Source organism: Pseudomonas sp. UBA5706 (assembly GCF_002419965.1).
Taxonomy (GTDB): Bacteria; Pseudomonadota; Gammaproteobacteria; order Pseudomonadales; family Pseudomonadaceae; genus Aquipseudomonas.
The window spans coordinates 252172-269754 of record NZ_DIHC01000011.1 but is presented as its reverse complement, the minus strand read 5'-3'; the positions used below and the strand labels follow the sequence as shown (position 1 = coordinate 269754).

Below are 17583 nucleotides of genomic sequence, written 5' to 3'. Positions count from 1 at the left end.
AACGCAGGGAAGGAGGCGTAAACGCGGTGGTCAAGATGGAGGACGTGGCGCGACGGGCGCATGTATCGACGTCAACGGTGTCCCATGTGCTCAACGGCACGCGTAATGTCAGTCCGCAGACCCTTGAAGCCGTGCAGCAGGCGGTCAGGGAGCTGGGTTATATCCCCAACACCCTGGCGCGCTCGCTCGCCCGTTCGCGCACCAACACCATCGGCGTGGCGATTTCGGCGTTATCCAACCACTACTTCAGCGAGACCGTTCACGCCATTGAAACCGAGTGTGCGCGCCACGGCATCATGATGTTGTTCGTTGATACCCACGATGATCCCGAACAGGAACTGCGAGTGGTCCGGGCCCTGCACCACCGGCGGGTCGATGGTATTTTGCTGGCCCCTTCCAGCGACCCCGAACGGACGGCGCTGGCCTACCTGCAGGCCAACGCCATCCCCACGGTGCTGGTGGACCGGCTGGCAGCGGACGGCTTCGATCAGGTGGGGGTGGAAAACCGCGAATCGACCCGGCAATTGGTCGCCCACCTGATCGGCCACGGCCATCGGCGGATCGGCATGATCGCCGGGCGTCGGGGTTTGAGCACCACCGAAGAACGCATCGAGGGCTACCGGCAGGCGTTATCACAGGCAGCGCTGGTGTTCGACCCGGCGCTGTTGGTCCACGGTGAGTCCAACAGCGAGTTGGCGCGGCTGGCCGCTTCCACGCTGTTGGCGTTGCCGAACCCACCCGGCGCGATCCTGGCGGCCAACAACCTGATGACCATCGGCGCCATGCAAGCGTTGCGAGAGGCCAGCGTTGCCGTGCCGGAGCAGATGGCCCTGGTGGGTTTCGACGATTTCGACTGGGCGGATTTTTTCCTGCCGCGGCTCAGTGTGGTCGCCCAACCGGTGCAGGCGCTGGGTGCGCGCGCAGTGCAATTGTTGCTGCAGCGTATCGCCAGCCCCGACGGAACACGGCAATCCGAGCGACTGGCGGCTACATTGCGCATACGAAATTCATGTGGATGCCCGTGAAGGGCTTGCTGACAGGAATCCAAGCGATATGAGCCAAGCTGTTTCCCTGGGCATCGACCTGGGCACCTCGGAACTTAAAACCATTTTGCTCGACGCAGCAGGCACGGTGCTGGCCCAGGCCGGGGCGCGGCTGACGGTTTCGCGTCGGCAGCCCGGTTGGTCCGAGCAGAATCCTGCCGACTGGTGGCGGGCCTGCGCAGACGCGCTGGGGCAGTTGCGCAGCGAGCACCCGCAGGCCTGGAAGCGTATCCAATGCCTGGGCTTATCCGGGCAAATGCACGGCGCCGTGCTGTTGAATGGCGCGGGGCAGATTCTGTATCCGGCCATCCTTTGGGACGATTCGCGGGCGGTAGCGCAGGCTGAACAGTTGAATCGCGACTTCCCTGATTACCCCCGGATCACTGGCAGCTTGGCAATGGCCGGGCTGACGGCGCCGAAGCTGTTATGGCTTCAGCAACACGAGCCTGAAGTGTTTGCCGGAATCGACTGCGTGCTGTCGCCCAAGGACTACTTGCGGCTGCTGCTGACTGGCGAGCGGATCAGCGACATGTCCGATGCCGCCGGTACGCTGTGGCTGGATGTGGCGCGGCGTCAGTGGTACGAGCCGATGCTGCGCGCCACCGGGTTGCACCTGGGACAGATGCCCAGGTTGCAGGAGGCCGACCAACTGTCCGGCAGCCTGATCACAGGGGTCGCGCAGTTGCTCGGGTTGCCTGCGGGCCTGCCCGTTGCTGCCGGTGGCGGCGACAATCCGGTGTCAGCGGTGGGCATCGGCGCGGTCAATGCAGGCGATGCATTCGTGACGCTGGGCACCAGCGCGGCCATCGTCGCGATCACTGATCATCCGGCGGGCAATCCGTCCAGTGCGGTGCATGGGTTTTGTCACGCGTTGCCTGAGCGCTGGTACACCATGGGCGCGATGCTCGCAGGGGCCAGTTGCTTGCGCTGGGTGTCGCGGCTGTTGGGGCAAACGGATGAGCAGGCACTGCTGGACCTGGTGTGCAGGGCGCTGCCGCCCGACCAGCCTGTCGCCACGACCCTGCCGTTGTTTTTGCCCTATCTGGCCGGCGAAAGAACCCCGCACAATGACCCTCAACTGCGCGGTGGATTCATGGGTCTTGGCCACGACAGTACGCCCGCGATGCTCGGCTATGCAGTGCTGGAGGGCGTGGGCTTCGGCTTGCTGGATGCCATGAACGCCGTGCTCTCGGCCGGGGCCAGGGTCAACGCCTGCGCGCTGGTGGGCGGCGGCGCCCGCAGTGAATATTGGGCGCAGTTGCTGGCCAACATTCTGGATCGCGAAGTCTATACGTTGCAAGGCAGTGAGCTGAGCGCCTGCATCGGCGCGGCAAAACTGGGGCTGATGGCCATCGATCAGGGGCAGGGTGTATGGCCCCACGGGATGCCGATCAAGGCGCGGTATCAACCGATGGCATCAATGCAACCGGGCTTGCAGGTGCGCTACGCGAAGTTTCGAGGGCTGTTGTCAGCCGCGCAAGGGTTGCACGGCTAAGCAGCGTCAACGCCACGGGTGCCTGGCGTTGCCGGACAGCTCACAGGCTTCGCCGCGTTGACCAGCAGCGCCTCCAACGTTATAGCTCCAGGCGAGTCGAAAAAGCGCCGGCCTTGGACATCCATCAGCCATAGAGGTCGATCGATCAATGCACAGCCCATGAGCGTGGTGCCGGGGTATGGCTGAATTTGGAAATGCCCTTGACCCAGAAGCGCCGATGGGAGGTCTGATCCGGTGGTAGCAAGGGTTTGCTGGACCACTGGTGATGACGCTTGGACTCTTCGCGATACGCCTTCCATTCCATCGCCTCGGCCGTGTCCTTGGCTGCGCGTTCATTGTCAAACCAGCCGAGAACGGAAACTTCGCCCTGATCGCGGCCATGCTCTACCAGCAGAAAAATGTTGTACATACCTGCGCCTTTCGTTCATCGATTTCGGCCCGAGCGTGGGACCTTACTGATGGCTTATCGGCAGTTTGCGGGGATAATTTAGCGTCCTGCAGGCATGCGTTAATCAAGGGCGCCGAATTCCAGAGCGGCAGCCGCCTGGGGGCGAGGTAACGAGTCAAGAGGCGGGTTTACGCAGGACGGGAGCAGCAGGGCATCGATGATCGAAACGCCTCAGGCTGATGAAGGGCAATGTTGGGTTCACAAATGACTGCGGGAGCGAATTCGATCGCTCCCGCAGTAAAGGCTTTGGTTCTAACCGGGTGGGGTCAGGCCACCTCTATGCGATTATTTACTACCGCTGGACCCACCCGCACCGCCGGCGCCGGCGCCTTCGCCACCGCCGCCACTGCCGCCCATCCCTTTACTGTTGCTCATACCGCCGCCTTCAGCAGAAGACCCATTGCCATTGGCGCTACCCATGCCTTCGGTGCCTGGGAGGGAGCTGCTGCCTGCGCCGGTTTTCGGGGTGCCGTCAGTGTTCGGGCCCTGGCTGCTGTTACGCGGGCCGGTGGTGTTGGAGCTGTTGGTGCCGACTGGATCGGTCGGGCCGGTTGAACCTGCGAATGCGGAGCCAGTGGCTACAGCAAGCAGGCTGGCTAGAGTCAGGGCAGTCAATTTCTTAGTGATCATGATGTGAATCCCTTTTCTGTCGTGGATACACATTGGTCCGCCAGCCTGGGGAACTGGTGCCCTCTTACCGACAGACGGTCAAAAGCGATAGGCGTCGGGCACGTGGCGGGCGATGAACGCCTGGGTGTGTTCGAGAAAGGCCACCTGCAGCTTCGAAGCAGGTCCATGCACCGGCAACAGCATGCTGAAGTCCATTTCGATCGCAGGCTCGAAAGCCTTGAAAACGAGCCCGGTGCCGCGATGGTTGACCGCGCTCAGCACATCCACCAGCGCCACGCCCAAGCCATGTTCGACGAATTCGCACATGGGTTGCGACAGCTGGGTTTCCAGGCGCAATTCCCGCTCGACGCCATGGGCCGCGAATAGCGTATCGATCTGCTGCCGTGAGCCGATCGAGTGCGGGTAGGAAATGAACGCTTCATCGCGCAGGTCTTCGGGCACGATGACCGGTTTCTCGCACAACCGGTGACCCGCAGGCAGTGCGCACAGCATGCGGGTTGCCAGCAGCTTTTCCGAACGCGGGCTGGGGTAGGTGTTGGGCAGCACGATGATGCCCAGGTCACAGCGCTGGCCCACCACCAGATCGATGACTTCCGAGGACGAATGCACCACGAGCGAGATCTGCACGCCGTCATGCTCAGCCATGAACGCGGCGATCACTCGAGGCATGAACACCAATCCCATGGCCGGGGCGCAGGCGATTTGCAGCGACCCTCGCTTGAGGCTGCGGATGTCCTGCGCGGTCCGCGCGATGCGCTCGACCCCCACCAGCGAACGCTGCACTTCCTGATACAGCGTCATTGCTTCGGCCGTGGGCTGCAGTCGACCTTTGACCCGGTCGAAGAGGGTAAAGCCTATGTCCTCTTCAAGGCTGGCAATCAGCCGCGTCGCTGCCGGTTGCGAGATGTGCAGCATTTCAGCGGCGCGAGTAACGGTCTGGCCGAGAATGACGGCCCTGAAGGCTTCGAGCTGGCGCAGATTCATTTAGCGATTCCATAACAAAAAGACATGGCTGACAGAAAATAAAGCATTTTTCACAGCCGCGACAGAGCCACTAGCATCGAAGTTATCGGGGCTTATTGGGCGGCAGGCCAAGAAATGAATTATGCACAAGACTGATTTGATTGTGGTTGGCGGCGGCTTGGTAGGTATGTCCATTGCGTATGGGCTGGCCATGCAGGGGCGTCAGGTGACGGTGCTCGACGAAGGGGACGATGCCCTGCGCGCTGCTCGCGGTAACTTCGGCCTGCTCTGGGTGCAGGGCAAAGGCTATGGCAATGCACCTTACGCCAGTTGGACTCGACGGTCCGTGGCGCTGTGGCCGCAATTCAACGCTTTGCTGCAAGCCGACACTGGTATCGATGTGCATCTGCGCCAACCCGGCGGGTTTCAGTTGTGCCTGAGCGATGAAGAACTGGCCGAAGAAACCCGCCGCTTGGCCTGGCTGCACGAGGCGTTCGACGGTGACTATCCCTACCAGCTGCTTGACCCCGAGCAGCTCAAGGCGCGCCTTCCGGGCGTTGGTCCGGGTGTGGTCGGCGCCTGCTACACGCCGATGGATGGCCATGTCAATCCGCTCAAGCTGCTGCGCGCGCTGTACGCCGCTTGTCAATCGCGCGGGGTCGAGATCGTCAACGGCTTGCGCGTCGAGACAATCGACCGGCGCGCCAGTGGCTTCGAGCTGCGGGCCGGGGCACAGCGCTTCAGTGCCGGACACCTGGTGCTGGCTGCGGGGCTGGGCAACCGCCCGCTCGGCGCGATGCTGGGTCTGGACGTGCCGGTGCGGCCCAATCGCGGTCAGATTCTGGTCACTGAGCGGCTGCAACCGTTTTTGCATTACCCAACCACTTACGTGCGCCAGACCGACGAAGGCACGGTGCAACTGGGCGACTCGCTGGAGGCCGTGGGGTTCGACGATCGCACCAGCGGTGCGGTGATGTCCGAAATCGCCGCTCGCGCCGTGCAGTGCTTTCCGCGTCTGGGCGAGGTGCGCATGGTGCGTGCCTGGGGCGCATTGCGTGTGCTCAGCGCCGATGGCTACCCGGTCTACGAGGCCGTCCAGGACAGTCCCGGCGCGTTCGTCGTCACCTGCCACAGCGGCGTTACGCTGGCGGCTGCCCACGCATTGCGTCTGGCGCCGTGGATCGCCGGGCAGGCGGAAGAACCCGGGATAAAAACATTCAACCTGGCCCGGTTCGACGGCAAGAGCGAGGTGGCCTATGCCCACTGAAGCGCTGTTCCGACCTTTGCAACGGGCACAGCATGACGTGCAGATCGAATTTGAAGGTGCGCCGCTGACGGTACCCGCTGGCGTCTCACTGGCGGCTGCCTTAATGACCCATGACCTTGGGCATACCCGTGAAAGCCCGGTCAGCGGCAGGCCTGGCGCGGCCTACTGCATGATGGGCGTGTGCTTCGAATGCCTGGTGGAGGTCGACGGTCAGGCCAATTGCCAGGCGTGTCTGATTCAGGTCGCCGAAGGCATGCGTGTTCGGCGTCAGCGCGGTGCGCGGGATCTGTTGAGGGGAGGGCAGGCCGATGAATGACTCGCGGGTTGACGTGATCATCATTGGCGCTGGCCCCGCAGGCATCAGTGCAGCGCTGCAAGCCTCGTCCCTTGGACTGGCGGTGGTGCTGCTGGACGAGCAGAGCAGCCCCGGCGGGCAGATCTGGCGCAATGTCGCCCAGGCAGACGCACGCACTCGCCAGGTGCTGGGCAGCGACTACACCGCAGGGCAAAAGCTGGTCGAAGCGCTGCTTGCCAGCGACGTGCGCTATCAGCCCAATGCGGCGGTCTGGCAGGTGACCGAGGAGTGCCGCGTGCACTTTTTGCTTGAGGGCAAGGCGCGTGTGCTGCAGGGGCGTCAGTTGCTCATCGCCACAGGTGCCATGGAGCGTCCGATGCCGATCCCCGGCTGGACGCTGCCGGGTGTAATGACCGCAGGCGCGGGTCAGATCCTGCTCAAGGGTGCCGCGCTGGTGCCACAGGGCCCGGTGATCCTGGCCGGGTGCGGGCCATTGCTGTACCTCTTGGCGGTGCAATACCTGCGTGCCGGAATTCGCGTCCAGGCGTTGGTCGACACCGGCGCGCTGCGTGACCTGTTCAGCCATTGGCGTCAACTGCGCCAGGCACTTGCGGGCTGGCGAGACCTGCTCAAGGGTGTGTCGTTGCTGGCAACGCTCAAGCGGGCTGGCGTCAGGCATTACCGCGGCGCGCGCCAGCTGCGGGTGCAAGGTGGGCAACGTGCCGAAGCGTTGTGCTTTGACAGCGAAGGCCGGTCGCACACGCTCGGGGCTGCGCTGATCCTGCTGCATCAGGGCGTCGTGCCGAGCACCCACATCAGCCAGGCCCTGCGTGCCGAGCACCAGTGGAGCGAGCAACAGTTGTGCTGGGTTGCCCGCCGCGACAGTTGGGGCGAAACCAGCCTGCCGGGGATTTTCATCGCCGGTGATGGTGGCGCAATCGGCGGCGCCAATGCCGCCGCGACCGAAGGGCGTCTGGCGGCGCTGGCGATCGCTCGTCGATTGCAGAAAATCGATGATTCAAGCCTGCAAACCCTTGCCAAGCCTTGGCGCCGCCTGCTGCGCAAACAATGTGCGGCGCGGCCGCTGATCGACGCGCTGTACCGTCCCCACGCGCAGAATCGCGTCCCCGAGGACGGCACCATCGTCTGCCGCTGCGAGGAAGTGAGCGCCGGGGCCATTCGCGGTTACGTCGACCTCGGCTGCCTGGGCCCCAATCAGACCAAGGCCTTTGGTCGCTGCGGCATGGGGCCGTGTCAGGGCCGTCAGTGCGGTCTGAGCGTCACGGAAATCATCGCCGAGCATCGCAATGTCCCGCCGGCGCAGGTCGGCTACTACCGCATTCGCCCACCGCTCAAGCCGATCACCCTGGCGCAGCTGGCCAGCGAACTTGAGTTTGAGTCATCCACATCCTCAACCCCTCAAAGGAGCCCGACATGAGCACCTCGATCCACCGTATCGAAAGCAACCCGCGCCTGAGCCGCAGCGTGGTTCACAACGGCGTGGCCTGGCTGGCGGGTATCGTCGCCGCCGATTGCACCCAGGACATTCGTGGCCAGACCCGTCAGGTGCTGCAACGTGTCGACGAACTGCTGGCCGCCTCAGGCAGCGACAAGGGCCGGCTGCTCAGCGTGCAGATCTGGATGAAGGACATGACCGCCGATTTCGCCGGCATGAATGAAACCTGGACCGCCTGGGTCGATGCCGCGCAAACCCCGGCACGCGCCACCTGCCAGGTGATGTTCGATGACCCTGAAATCCTGGTGGAGATCATCGTCACCGCCGCCGTCTGATTTTTGCTGCAAGGGCAGGGCGCCGTTCGCCTGCGCATAGAGCGCCCACCCGCTGTTCACATTGCTGCTGCCATAACGGGCGCGACCCTTATGAGGGGTTCGCCCGACTTGAACAACATCGTCCGGAGCCATGCATGAACATCAGAAATCTCGTCACTACGTTGGGCCTGGCCACAGCGCTTGCCTTTAACGCTCATGCCGCCGATGCGCCGCTGAAGCTAGGCATTGAAGCCGCTTACCCACCCTTCGCCTCGAAAACCGCGGACAACCGCATCGTCGGTTTCGATTACGACATCGGCCAGGCGCTCTGCGCTGAAATGAACGTGCAGTGCGTCTGGAAGGAGAACGAGTTCGACGGCCTGATTCCGGCGCTCAAGGTGAAGAAGGTCGATGCGATCATCTCGTCGATGTCGATCACCCCAGAGCGCATGAAATCGGTTGACTTCACCCACCGCTACTACCGCATTCCGGCCCGCCTGGTGGTGCGCAAGAGCAGTGGCATCAGCGACATTCCCGCGCAGCTCAAAGGCTTGCGCATCGGCGTGCAGCGCGCGACCAACTTCGAGCGTTACGTCACCGACAAATTCGTCCCGGCGGGTGCGCAGATCGTCAGCTATGGCTCGCAAAACGAAGTATTCCTTGACCTGCTCGGCGGGCGGATCGACGCAACCATGGCCAGCTCCGTAGCCATCGACGAAGGCCTGCTGAAAAAGCCGGAAGGCAAGGACTACGCCTTCGTGGGGCCGGCATTCACTGAAGAGCAATATTTCGGCACCGGGATCGGCGTGGCCGTGCGCAAGGGCGACCCGTTGCAGGAGCGCTTCAACCAGGCGCTGGCGGCGATTCGGGCCAACGGCACCTACGAGCAGATCGAGCGCAAGTACTTCGATTTCGATATCTACGGGGACTAATCAAACGCTGCCGCTGCGGGGCGGAGGTTTCTCCGTGGGTGGGAGGCCAGCGTGCTGACGACCGGTCGGGTACCGGCACCAAAACCAGGCACCTTGGTAGACCCGACAGACCGCGTGCCTGGTTTCGCCTGCGCTTCGCACCAGGTCGGCGGCGTGCCAAGCTCCTACGCCCTGTGGGCGAACGCTGGACCGTGCAGCCCTCACGCCGAGCGCTGCACGCTCACGATCCCGTGCTCCAGCATTGTCGCCAGGAATACGTCGATCTTGTTACGCAGGTGGTCCTCCATCAGCGCACGCAGTTTTTTGCTCTCGCCTTTTTTCAGATAGACCAGCATCTGTTCGTGTTCGGTCACCGCTTGCAACCAGCGACCGGGGGTTGGCGTCAGGCGCTTGCGTACGTGGCGCAGGCGGGCGTTAAGGTTGCCGAACATCTCCGACAGGACCTGATTGTCGGCCACGGCGAGGATTTTCAGATGTATGGCCTGGTTCAACTCGAAATAACCCGGCAGATCCCGCTGTTCGTAGCTTTGGCGCATTGCTGCCTGAAGCCGTTCGAGTTCGGCAATGTCCGAGCCGGAAATCTTCTGGCAGGCCTGCTCACCCGATAATCCCTCCAGGGCGGCCAGCAAGGTGAGCATGTTTGCGGCCTCATGGAGCGTGACGCTGGCCACCTTCGCGCGTCGGGTCGCGGAAATTTCCACCAGTCCTTCACGGGCCAGCATCTTGATCGCTTCACGCAAGGGTGTGCGTGACACCGCCAGTGCTTCGCAGAGGGCGCGTTCGGACAGCGGAGCGCCGGGTGCCAGTTCGCCGCTGATGATCCGCTCGCGCAGTGCGGCGTAGGCCGCTTCGTTAATATTCGTTGCAGTGATCTCGGACATCCTTAAATCCCCATCGGTATCCCATAAGAAGCGCGTAAGCCTCCTATCGTCGTAGATGCGATTATCCGTGGGATCGTCATTTTTATCCATTGGCGCACCCAGCATGCGACGTCCTCCTTTAAAAACAGCCTATTTCACTGGTTACGGAACGTCGCGCATGCCTTCCCGGAATCGGTCATACCTTAAAAAAATCTTGCATGGAATCTCGCGATCGCTATATTTGGGATTCCAAAAATATAAAACGGTATCCCAAATACCGTTCATAACAAGAGAAGGAACAGCCATGAACACCCCCGCGTCATCCGCCATCGCCCCCGCCGCAGCGCACCCGGCACCGCCGGTGTTGCTCGAACGCGACGGTGCGCTCGCCATTGTCATTCTTAACCGGCCCCACAAGCTCAATGCGACCACGATGCCCATGTGGCAACTGCTGGAAGACACTATCAGCGCGTTGGACGCCGATGACTCGGTGCGCTGCATCATCATTCGTGGCGCGGGCACCAAAGCCTTTGGTCCGGGCAACGACATTTCCGAATTCGAAACCCATCGCAGCAATGTCGAACAGGCGCGGCAGTACGGACCCGTCATGCACGGCGCACTGCGCGCGATCGCACGATGCCGGCATCCGCTGGTGGCGATGATTCATGGCATTTGCGTTGGCGGCGGGCTGGGAATCGCATCACTTTGCGATATTCGTATCTGCGGGGAGTCCAGCCGTTTCGGCGTGCCGGTCAGCAAGCTGGGGCTGGCGATGTCCCACGATGAAATGAGTGGACTGATGCGCATCGCCGGCCCCGACGTCACGTTGGAGATTTTGCTGGAGGGACGCGTATTCGACGCCGCCGAAGCGCTGCATAAACGCATCGTCAGCCGCGTGGTGAGCGATGCCCGGGTAGAGGAGCAGGCGATGATCAGCGCGCGTCGTATCGCCGACGGCGCGCCGCTGGTGGCGCGCTGGCACAAACGCTTCGTGCAGCGCTGCATCGACCCCACACCCTTGAGTGCCAACGAGTACGACGAGGCGTTCGATTGCTTCGGCACCGAGGATTTCCAGATCGGCTATCAGGCCTTTCTCGCCAAACGCACACCTGTTTTTGGAGGCAACTGATATGGCTGGTCCACTGCAAGGCATGAAGGTCATCGAGCTGTCGCACATCATGTCCGGCCCCATCTGCGGAATGATGCTGGCTGACATGGGCGCCGACGTGATCAAGGTCGAGAAAATGGATGGCGATGACTGCCGCCGATTCGCGCCGATCCTGGAGCACGGTGAATCCGCCTCGTTCATGATCCTCAACCGCAACAAGCGCGACATCGCCCTGAACCTCAAGACCGACGCAGGCAAGGACGTGCTGCGACGCATGCTGGCTGACGCCGATGTAGTCACCGAAAACTACCGTAAAGGCACCATGGAAAAGCTCGGGCTGGGCTACGACGCGCTGAAGGAGCTCAACCCCGGGCTGATTTACTGTTCCGTGTCCGGTTATGGACGCACCGGCCCTTATGCCGACAAGGGCGGTTTTGACCTGATTGCCCAGGGTCTTTCAGGTCTTATGAGCTCCACCGGCGAGCCGGGGCAGGCCCCGATCAAGGCCGGTTCACCGATTGCCGACATCAACGCCGGAATTCTCGCAGCGCTGGGTATCGCGGCAGCGTACGCCCACAAGCAGAAGACCGGGCTGGGGCAGGTGGTCGACACCTCGTTGCTGGAAGCAGGCTTCCAACAGATGTACTGGCCCGCCGCGAACTATTTTTCCGAAGGCGTGATCCTGCCGAAGATGGGCTCGGCCAACTCCACCAGCACACCGTATCAGGCGTTCAGGACCCAGGACGGCTGGATCAATATCGGCGCCGCCAATCAGGGCAACTACGAACGCCTGTTGCAGGTGCTGGACGCGCCGCACATCAGCGACGACCCGCGCTTCGCCAGCAATGTGCTGCGCATGAACAATCGCCAGGCGCTGGTTGAGCTGATCACCGAATGCCTGGTGCAGGACACCACCGATAACTGGGTCGCACGGCTGGACGTCGCCGGGCTGCCGGTGGGCGCAGTGCTGGATATTTCCCAGGCGGTCGAGCACCCGCAGATTCTGGAACGGGAAATGATCGTCGAGACGCATCACCCGGTCACGGGTTCGGCACGCAGCATCGCCTTGCCGATTCATTTTTCCGAAACCCCGAAACAGGTCAATCGCCCGTCGCCCCTGCTGGGCGAGCACACCCTGGAAATCCTCGCCGAGTATGGATATGACGCCACGCAGATCAGCGAGCTGCGGCGTGAGGGCGCGATTCTGGCACTGTGACCCCAAGCCTCATCCAGCGCATTAGTGAACAACTACAAAAAAAGACACTGAGGACCGCAACCATGAAAGGGCTAAAGATCAAGGCGACCACCACCGTGCTGGTGATGCTGTGCCTGATGTACTTCATCACCTATGTCGACCGGGTCAACATCAGCACCGCGGCCAGTCAATTCAGCGCCGAACTGGGGCTGAGCAATACGCAGCTGGGCTTTATCTTCTCTGCGTTCGCCTATCCCTACGTGATCTTCCAGTTCATTGGCGGCTGGGTGAGCGACCGCTTCGGTGCCAAGCGTACGCTGGTGGCGTGTGCCTTTATATGGGCCATCGCGACGGCGCTTACCGGCATGGCGGGCGGCTTCGTGTCGCTGGTGCTGGCGCGCTTGCTGCTGGGGTTGGGGGAGGGCGCGACCTTTCCTGCGGCAACCAGCGCGATGGCGTCATGGGTGGCCAAGGACAAACGTGGCATGGCACAAGGCATCACGCATTCGGCGGCGCGCCTGGGCAATGCCGTGGCGCCGGTGCTGGTGATGGCGTTGATGAGCGCCTACGACTGGCGTTTCGCGTTTTACCTGCTGGGTGCACTGAGTTTCGGCTGGCTGGTGCTGTGGTGCGTCACGTACACCGAGAAACCGGCCGATCATCCGCGCATCACCCAGGACGAATTGCGCACGTTACCCGCGCCGAAGATTCACCCCAAGGACATTCCCGGCACATGGGCACGCCTGTACAAACGCATGCTGCCGGTCTCCAGCGTGTATTTTTGCTACAACTGGATTCTCTGGCTGATGCTCAGCTGGATGCCGTTGTACTTCATGCACAACTTCAACCTGAATATCAAAAGTGCTGTGATTTTTACTTCCGGCGTGTTCTTTGCGGGCGTCGTGGGCGATCTGGCAGGCGGGATGATCAGCGACCGGTTGCTGCGCCGTACCGGTAACCTGCGCTGGGCGCGTAGCTACATGGTGGCCACCTGCATGGCCTTGACCGGGCTGTCGCTGATTCCGGTGCTGATTCTCCACGAGCCAATGTATGCCTTGCTGTGCCTGGGCGCGGCCATGTTCTTCAATGAAATGACCATTGGCCCCATGTGGGCGATTCCCATGGACATCGCCTATGACCGCTCCGGCACTGCCAGCGGGATCATGAGCGGCACCGGTTTCACGGCTGCGATCGTCAGCCCGGTCCTGGCGGGATACCTCATCGATCAGAGCGGCAATTGGAATATTACCTTCCTGGTGTCCATCGGCATCATGGCGGCGGGGGTGTTGTTGACGTTCACAATGAGGCCGGAAAAACCGTTCACCGCCGACCTTAAGGCAACGCCGCAAAATGTCGAAACACAAGAAACGCTGGAGCCGATCCCAAAATAGAATGGACCCTGACGTGTGTGTGGCCGTGCGGCTTGTCAGCGGTATCAGGTGCAAGCGGGCGGCCGCGTAAACCCACAATCAAACCATCGCCTGCCACCGTGATGTGGCGCATTGATATTAAATTATCAACACCGGATAACCCCCGTTTTCTCCAGTGAAAACGGGGGTTTTGCCGTTACCGGTCGTGAACGATCACCTAGAAAAGTCGCTGATTTTTCGCGCTGTCTAAAGACTGTCATCAAACAGAAATGTTTCCGGTTTTAAATCTGCCTCGGGTCTTCAACTGCGACCACACCCACCCATTCTCTTGTTGAGGTATTGCCGTGAATCTGCTGACAAAAACTCGCCTGTCACTCCTGCTGGCTTCGATGTGCCTGACCGGAATGGCACACGCTACGGACGTCACGGGTGCGGGTTCAAGCTTCGTTTTTCCCGTCATCTCCAAATGGGCTACCGATTACAGCAAGAGCACCGACACCAGGATCAACTACCAGTCCATCGGCTCGGGCGGTGGCATCGCCCAGATCAAGGCCGCGACCGTTGACTTCGGCGCTTCGGACGCTCCTCTCAGGGCTGAAGACTTACAGGCAGGCGGCCTGGGCCAGTTCCCTAGCGTGATCGGCGGCATCGTTCCGGTCATCAACGTCGAAGGCATCGAAACCGGCAAACTGGAACTGACCGGCAAGGTCCTGGCTGACATCTTTCAGGGCAAGATCACCAAGTGGAACGACCCGGCGATCGTCGCCCTGAACAAAGGCCTGACCCTGCCGGCCACCGCCATCACCGTGGTGCACCGTTCGGACGGTTCGGGTACTTCCTTTAACTTCACCAACTACCTGGCCAAGGTTAGCCCTGAGTGGAAAACCGCCGTCGGCGAAGGTTCGGCCGTGCAGTGGCCGGTCGGTGTGGGCGGCAAGGGTAACGAGGGTGTCGCTGCCTACGTGAAGCAGATCAAGGGTTCGATCGGCTACGTCGAATTTGCCTACGCCAAGACCAACAACATCGCTTTTGCCAAGCTGGAAAACGCTGCAGGCAAAGTGGTCGAGCCTAGCGCCAAAGCGTTCGCCGCTGCGGCCGCGACCGCCAAATGGGAAGACGCCAAGGACTTCAACCTGATCATGACCAACGCCCCGGGCGCTGAGGCATGGCCTATCACTGCAACCACCTGGATCATCATGTACAAGCAGCCGAAAAACGCCGAGAAGAGCGCTGCTGCATTTGAGTTCTTCAAGTGGTCGCTGGAAAAGGGCCAGGCTCAGGCCGAGTCGCTGGACTACGTCCCTCTGCCGAAGGAGCTGGTCAGCAAGATCGAAGATTACTGGAAAACCGAGTTCACCAAGTAACGACGTTATCCGGCTTACCCCTGTCATCGAGCGCTCGGTGACAGGGTTTCTTTGCGAGTGGAACCCCATGACTGAGAACACCCACTATATGCCCGCTGCCGTTACGGACATGACGTCCGAGAGCGACAAACGCGCGGCCCGCGATCATCGGCACGACGCCTGGTTCCGGCGCGCGATGCTGGGAGCGGCTATGTTGGTGCTGCTATTGCTGGCCGGTATCGCCGGTTCGACACTCTGGGGCGGCGCCCTGGCGTTCAAGACCTTTGGATTCGAATTTCTTACCAGTACCGAATGGGATGCGGTCACCGGCCACTTTGGCGCGTTGGTACCGATTTACGGCACCTTGGTGACCTCCTTTCTCGCGCTGCTGATCGCCGTTCCGGTGAGCTTCGGCATCGCGATTTTTCTGACTGAAGTGGCGCCGCCCTGGTTGCGGATGCCGATTGCTTCCGCCGTTGAACTGCTGGCGGGTATTCCCTCGATTATCTACGGCATGTGGGGACTGTTCGTCTTCGGCCCGTTCATGGCGCAAAACATGGCTCCCTGGATCAACGACAACCTGGGCGCCTTGCCCGTGATCGGCCCGGTGTTCCAGGGCCCGCCACTGGGTATCGGCATGCTCACGGCCGGCATCGTGCTGGCGATCATGATTACCCCTTTCATTACCTCGGTGATGACTGAGGTGTTCCGCAGCGTACCGGTGGCGCTCAAGGAGTCGGCCTACGCGCTGGGCGGTACCACGTGGGAAGTGGTCTGGGACATCGTCCTGCCTTATACCCGTTCGGCGGTGGTCGGCGGAATCTTCCTGGGGCTGGGCCGCGCGCTGGGTGAAACCATGGCCGTGACCTTCGTGCTGGGTAACGCCCATCAGTTCTCGGCCTCGCTGATGATGCCCAGCAGCTCGATCGCCTCGGTGATCGCCAACGAGTTCAGCGAGGCCTACACCGACCTGCACCGTTCTTCGCTGATTGCCCTTGGCTTTTTGCTGTTTGTGGTGACCTTCATCGTCCTGGCGATTGCCCGTTTGATGTTGTCTCGCCTATCGCGCAAGGAGGGTCTATGAGTCAGCCCGATAACCAGAACCTGTACCGCGCCCGCGCGATCAAGAACATGATCGCGCTTGTCCTTAGTTGCGGCGCGACGGCCTTCGGCTTGCTGTGGCTGGTGTGGATTCTGCTGACGACCGTGATCAACGGTTTCGAGGCGCTGAACCTGCGCCTGTTCACCGAGATGACGCCGCCACCAGGTTCCGAAGGCGGCCTGGCCAATGCCTTTTACGGCAGCGTCCTGATGTCGGGCATCGGCCTGTTGATTGGCACCCCGATCGGCCTGATGGCCGGTATCTGGCTGGCCGAATTCGCCCGTCACTCGAAGCTGGGCAACGCGGTGCGCTTCATCAACGACATTCTGCTCTCGGCGCCTTCGATCGTGCTGGGGCTGTTTGTGTATACCGCGGTCATCCTGCCGGTCAGTGCGCTGACCAACCACCAGGTGGGTTTCTCGGCCATCGCCGGTGCCCTGGCTCTGGCCCTGCTGGTGATCCCGGTCGTGGTCCGCACCACCGACGAAATGCTCCAGTTGCAACCTTCGACCATGCGCGAAGCTGCGCTGGCGCTGGGCGTACCGCAATGGAAACTGACCCTGCAGATCGTCCTGCGTGCCGCCAAGGCCGGGGTCGTGACCGGTGTGCTGCTGGCACTGGCGCGCATCACCGGGGAAACCGCGCCGCTGCTGTTCACCGCCTTCGGTAACCAGTTCTGGAGCAGCAACGTGCTCAAACCCATCGCGAGCGTTCCCGTGGTGATCTTCCAGTATGCGATGAGCCCGTTCGATGACTGGCATTCCCTGGCCTGGGCCGGCGCCTTGATTCTGACTTTGTTCGTACTGTTGCTGAGCCTCAGTTCCCGTCTTCTCCTTTTGCGCAATAAGGCGTCCTGATGAACAACCTTTCCCTGGCCGACGAAAAAACCAAAATCCAGGTCCGCAACCTTGAGTTTTTCTACAACGGCCATCGTTCGCTGAAGTCGATCGACATGAGCATCCCCGAGAAGCGCATCACCGCGATCATCGGTCCGTCAGGTTGCGGCAAGTCGACCCTGTTGCGGGTGTTCAACCGGATCTACTCGATGTACCCCAAGCAGGAAGCCAAGGGAGAAGTGATCCTCAATGGCGAAAACATTTTGGCACCCGGCTATTCGATGAACCGGCTGCGCAGCCATGTAGGTATGGTCTTCCAGAAGCCCGTGCCGTTCCCCATGTCGATCTACGACAACATTGCCTACGCGGTGCGCCACCACGAAAAACTGTCCCGTCGCGAGATGGAGGAGCGTGTGGAAGAGGCCCTGCGCGGCGCTGCCCTGTGGGATGAGGTCAAAGACAAGCTCAAGCAAAGTGCGCAGAGCCTGTCCGGCGGTCAGCAGCAGCGTCTGTGCATTGCCCGTACCATTGCCCTGCGTCCGCAGGTCCTGTTGCTCGACGAGCCGACTTCAGCGCTTGATCCGATCTCCACCGGCCGCATCGAACAGCTGATCACCGAACTCAAGGAGCAGTTCACCGTGGTCATCGTCACCCACAACATGCAGCAAGCGGCCCGATGCTCCGATTACACCGCCTTCATGTTCATGGGCGAACTGATCGAACACGGCGACACCGACACCCTTTTCACCAAGCCGTCCAAGACCCAGACCGAAGACTACATCACCGGTCGCTTCGGCTGAGTTGCGACGCCACGGCGATGATCATGTCTTTATCGATCGAACATCGGCTATAGCAGTCGGGCTTGCCTGCGGTGGCGATTTCATAACCGCCGCCGCAGGGCAGCCGTGCTGCTACAGCGCCACGGT

The 17583-nt window shown here is 61.6% G+C and carries 18 protein-coding genes; 14 read left to right on the top strand and 4 right to left on the bottom strand.

All coding sequences use genetic code 11. From position 1 onward, the window contains the following. Positions 1-26: 26 nt before the first annotated feature. Together B3I26_RS06985 and xylB are read left to right on the top strand one after the other, a co-directional pair. Positions 27-1025 carry a LacI family DNA-binding transcriptional regulator gene (locus B3I26_RS06985; RefSeq protein ID WP_296256396.1) on the top strand — a complete coding sequence of 333 codons (999 nt, stop codon included), beginning with the start codon at positions 27-29 and terminating at the stop codon, positions 1023-1025. Between the two features lie 28 nt (positions 1026-1053). Continuing rightward, entirely contained in the window at positions 1054-2538 is a 1485-nt protein-coding gene (gene xylB, locus B3I26_RS06980; protein ID WP_296256394.1) for a xylulokinase, read from the top strand. A gap of 145 nt (positions 2539-2683) precedes the next feature. On the opposite strand, the gene B3I26_RS06975 is transcribed toward xylB, so the two are convergent. The 3 genes from B3I26_RS06975 to B3I26_RS06965 all read right to left on the bottom strand — a co-directional run bounded on the left by B3I26_RS06975 (position 2684) and on the right by B3I26_RS06965 (position 4600). Beyond that, entirely contained in the window at positions 2684-2947 is a 264-nt protein-coding gene (locus B3I26_RS06975) for a hypothetical protein (RefSeq protein ID WP_296256392.1), read from the bottom strand. A 324-nt stretch (positions 2948-3271) separates the two neighbouring features. Further along, positions 3272-3616 (bottom strand): hypothetical protein, encoded by a 345-nt coding sequence (locus B3I26_RS06970; protein ID WP_296256391.1) that lies wholly within the window; start codon positions 3614-3616, stop codon positions 3272-3274. Between the two features lie 78 nt (positions 3617-3694). Continuing rightward, a complete protein-coding gene (locus B3I26_RS06965) occupies positions 3695-4600 on the bottom strand; it encodes a LysR substrate-binding domain-containing protein (protein ID WP_296256389.1) in 906 nt (301 codons plus the stop codon). Positions 4601-4721: 121 nt separating this feature from the next. On the opposite strand from B3I26_RS06965, the gene B3I26_RS06960 reads away from it, so the two are divergent. From B3I26_RS06960 to B3I26_RS06940, 5 genes are all read left to right on the top strand, one after another. Then, entirely contained in the window at positions 4722-5846 is a 1125-nt protein-coding gene (locus B3I26_RS06960; protein ID WP_296256387.1) for an NAD(P)/FAD-dependent oxidoreductase, read from the top strand. Continuing rightward, on the top strand, positions 5836-6162 hold the full coding sequence (locus B3I26_RS06955) for a (2Fe-2S)-binding protein (protein ID WP_296256385.1): 327 nt from the start codon (positions 5836-5838) through the stop codon (positions 6160-6162). The genes B3I26_RS06960 and B3I26_RS06955 overlap by 11 nt, the downstream gene beginning before the upstream one ends. Beyond that, positions 6155-7579 (top strand): NAD(P)/FAD-dependent oxidoreductase, encoded by a 1425-nt coding sequence (locus B3I26_RS06950; RefSeq protein ID WP_296256383.1) that lies wholly within the window; start codon positions 6155-6157, stop codon positions 7577-7579. Before B3I26_RS06955 ends, B3I26_RS06950 begins: the two co-directional genes overlap by 8 nt. Beyond that, a complete protein-coding gene (locus B3I26_RS06945; RefSeq protein WP_296256381.1) occupies positions 7576-7932 on the top strand; it encodes a RidA family protein in 357 nt (118 codons plus the stop codon). Before B3I26_RS06950 ends, B3I26_RS06945 begins: the two co-directional genes overlap by 4 nt. Positions 7933-8066: 134 nt before the next feature. Beyond that, complete coding sequence (locus B3I26_RS06940; RefSeq protein WP_296256379.1) at positions 8067-8843, top strand: ABC transporter substrate-binding protein; 777 nt, start codon at positions 8067-8069, stop codon at positions 8841-8843. Positions 8844-9043: 200 nt separating this feature from the next. On the opposite strand, the gene B3I26_RS06935 is transcribed toward B3I26_RS06940, so the two are convergent. Further along, entirely contained in the window at positions 9044-9724 is a 681-nt protein-coding gene (locus B3I26_RS06935) for a GntR family transcriptional regulator (RefSeq protein WP_296256378.1), read from the bottom strand. Positions 9725-10007: 283 nt separating this feature from the next. Between B3I26_RS06935 and B3I26_RS06930 the strand changes: the two genes are divergently transcribed. The 7 genes from B3I26_RS06930 to pstB all read left to right on the top strand — a co-directional run bounded on the left by B3I26_RS06930 (position 10008) and on the right by pstB (position 17457). After that, positions 10008-10832, top strand: a complete 825-nt coding sequence (locus tag B3I26_RS06930) for an enoyl-CoA hydratase/isomerase family protein (RefSeq protein ID WP_296256376.1) — start codon at positions 10008-10010, stop codon at positions 10830-10832. A gap of 1 nt (position 10833) precedes the next feature. Further along, positions 10834-12027 carry a CaiB/BaiF CoA transferase family protein gene (locus B3I26_RS06925; RefSeq protein WP_296256374.1) on the top strand — a complete coding sequence of 398 codons (1194 nt, stop codon included), beginning with the start codon at positions 10834-10836 and terminating at the stop codon, positions 12025-12027. A gap of 62 nt (positions 12028-12089) precedes the next feature. Then, positions 12090-13397 (top strand): MFS transporter, encoded by a 1308-nt coding sequence (locus tag B3I26_RS06920; RefSeq protein ID WP_296256372.1) that lies wholly within the window; start codon positions 12090-12092, stop codon positions 13395-13397. 323 nt (positions 13398-13720) lie between these two features. After that, complete coding sequence (pstS, locus tag B3I26_RS06915) at positions 13721-14740, top strand: phosphate ABC transporter substrate-binding protein PstS (protein WP_296256371.1); 1020 nt, start codon at positions 13721-13723, stop codon at positions 14738-14740. A 67-nt stretch (positions 14741-14807) separates the two neighbouring features. After that, positions 14808-15803: a phosphate ABC transporter permease subunit PstC gene (gene pstC, locus B3I26_RS06910; RefSeq protein ID WP_296256370.1), complete on the top strand. Its 996-nt coding sequence runs from the start codon at positions 14808-14810 to the stop codon at positions 15801-15803. Continuing rightward, the gene (gene pstA / locus B3I26_RS06905; protein WP_296256368.1) at positions 15800-16678 is read left to right on the top strand and encodes a phosphate ABC transporter permease PstA; all 879 of its coding nucleotides are present in this window, start codon (positions 15800-15802) and stop codon (positions 16676-16678) included. Before pstC ends, pstA begins: the two co-directional genes overlap by 4 nt. Continuing rightward, positions 16678-17457 (top strand): phosphate ABC transporter ATP-binding protein PstB, encoded by a 780-nt coding sequence (gene pstB, locus B3I26_RS06900; protein ID WP_296256366.1) that lies wholly within the window; start codon positions 16678-16680, stop codon positions 17455-17457. The genes pstA and pstB overlap by 1 nt, the downstream gene beginning before the upstream one ends. Positions 17458-17583 lie beyond the last annotated feature (126 nt).

Excerpts from the sequence above, each read along its gene's own strand:
- B3I26_RS06925 (WP_296256374.1), top strand. The coding sequence starts at position 10,834 with ATGGCTGGTCCACTGCAAGGCATGAAGGTCATCGAGCTGTCGCACATC.
- B3I26_RS06955 (WP_296256385.1), top strand. The coding sequence starts at position 5,836 with ATGCCCACTGAAGCGCTGTTCCGACCTTTGCAACGGGCACAGCATGAC.
- pstC (WP_296256370.1), top strand. The coding sequence starts at position 14,808 with ATGACTGAGAACACCCACTATATGCCCGCTGCCGTTACGGACATGACG.
- B3I26_RS06920 (WP_296256372.1), top strand. The coding sequence starts at position 12,090 with ATGAAAGGGCTAAAGATCAAGGCGACCACCACCGTGCTGGTGATGCTG.
- B3I26_RS06960 (WP_296256387.1), top strand. The coding sequence starts at position 4,722 with ATGCACAAGACTGATTTGATTGTGGTTGGCGGCGGCTTGGTAGGTATG.
- B3I26_RS06950 (WP_296256383.1), top strand. The coding sequence starts at position 6,155 with ATGAATGACTCGCGGGTTGACGTGATCATCATTGGCGCTGGCCCCGCA.
- B3I26_RS06930 (WP_296256376.1), top strand. The coding sequence starts at position 10,008 with ATGAACACCCCCGCGTCATCCGCCATCGCCCCCGCCGCAGCGCACCCG.
- B3I26_RS06945 (WP_296256381.1), top strand. The coding sequence starts at position 7,576 with ATGAGCACCTCGATCCACCGTATCGAAAGCAACCCGCGCCTGAGCCGC.
- pstB (WP_296256366.1), top strand. The coding sequence starts at position 16,678 with ATGAACAACCTTTCCCTGGCCGACGAAAAAACCAAAATCCAGGTCCGC.
- B3I26_RS06940 (WP_296256379.1), top strand. The coding sequence starts at position 8,067 with ATGAACATCAGAAATCTCGTCACTACGTTGGGCCTGGCCACAGCGCTT.
- B3I26_RS06970 (WP_296256391.1), bottom strand. The coding sequence starts at position 3,616 with ATGATCACTAAGAAATTGACTGCCCTGACTCTAGCCAGCCTGCTTGCT.
- B3I26_RS06965 (WP_296256389.1), bottom strand. The coding sequence starts at position 4,600 with ATGAATCTGCGCCAGCTCGAAGCCTTCAGGGCCGTCATTCTCGGCCAG.
- B3I26_RS06935 (WP_296256378.1), bottom strand. The coding sequence starts at position 9,724 with ATGTCCGAGATCACTGCAACGAATATTAACGAAGCGGCCTACGCCGCA.
- pstA (WP_296256368.1), top strand. The coding sequence starts at position 15,800 with ATGAGTCAGCCCGATAACCAGAACCTGTACCGCGCCCGCGCGATCAAG.
- xylB (WP_296256394.1), top strand. The coding sequence starts at position 1,054 with ATGAGCCAAGCTGTTTCCCTGGGCATCGACCTGGGCACCTCGGAACTT.
- B3I26_RS06975 (WP_296256392.1), bottom strand. The coding sequence starts at position 2,947 with ATGTACAACATTTTTCTGCTGGTAGAGCATGGCCGCGATCAGGGCGAA.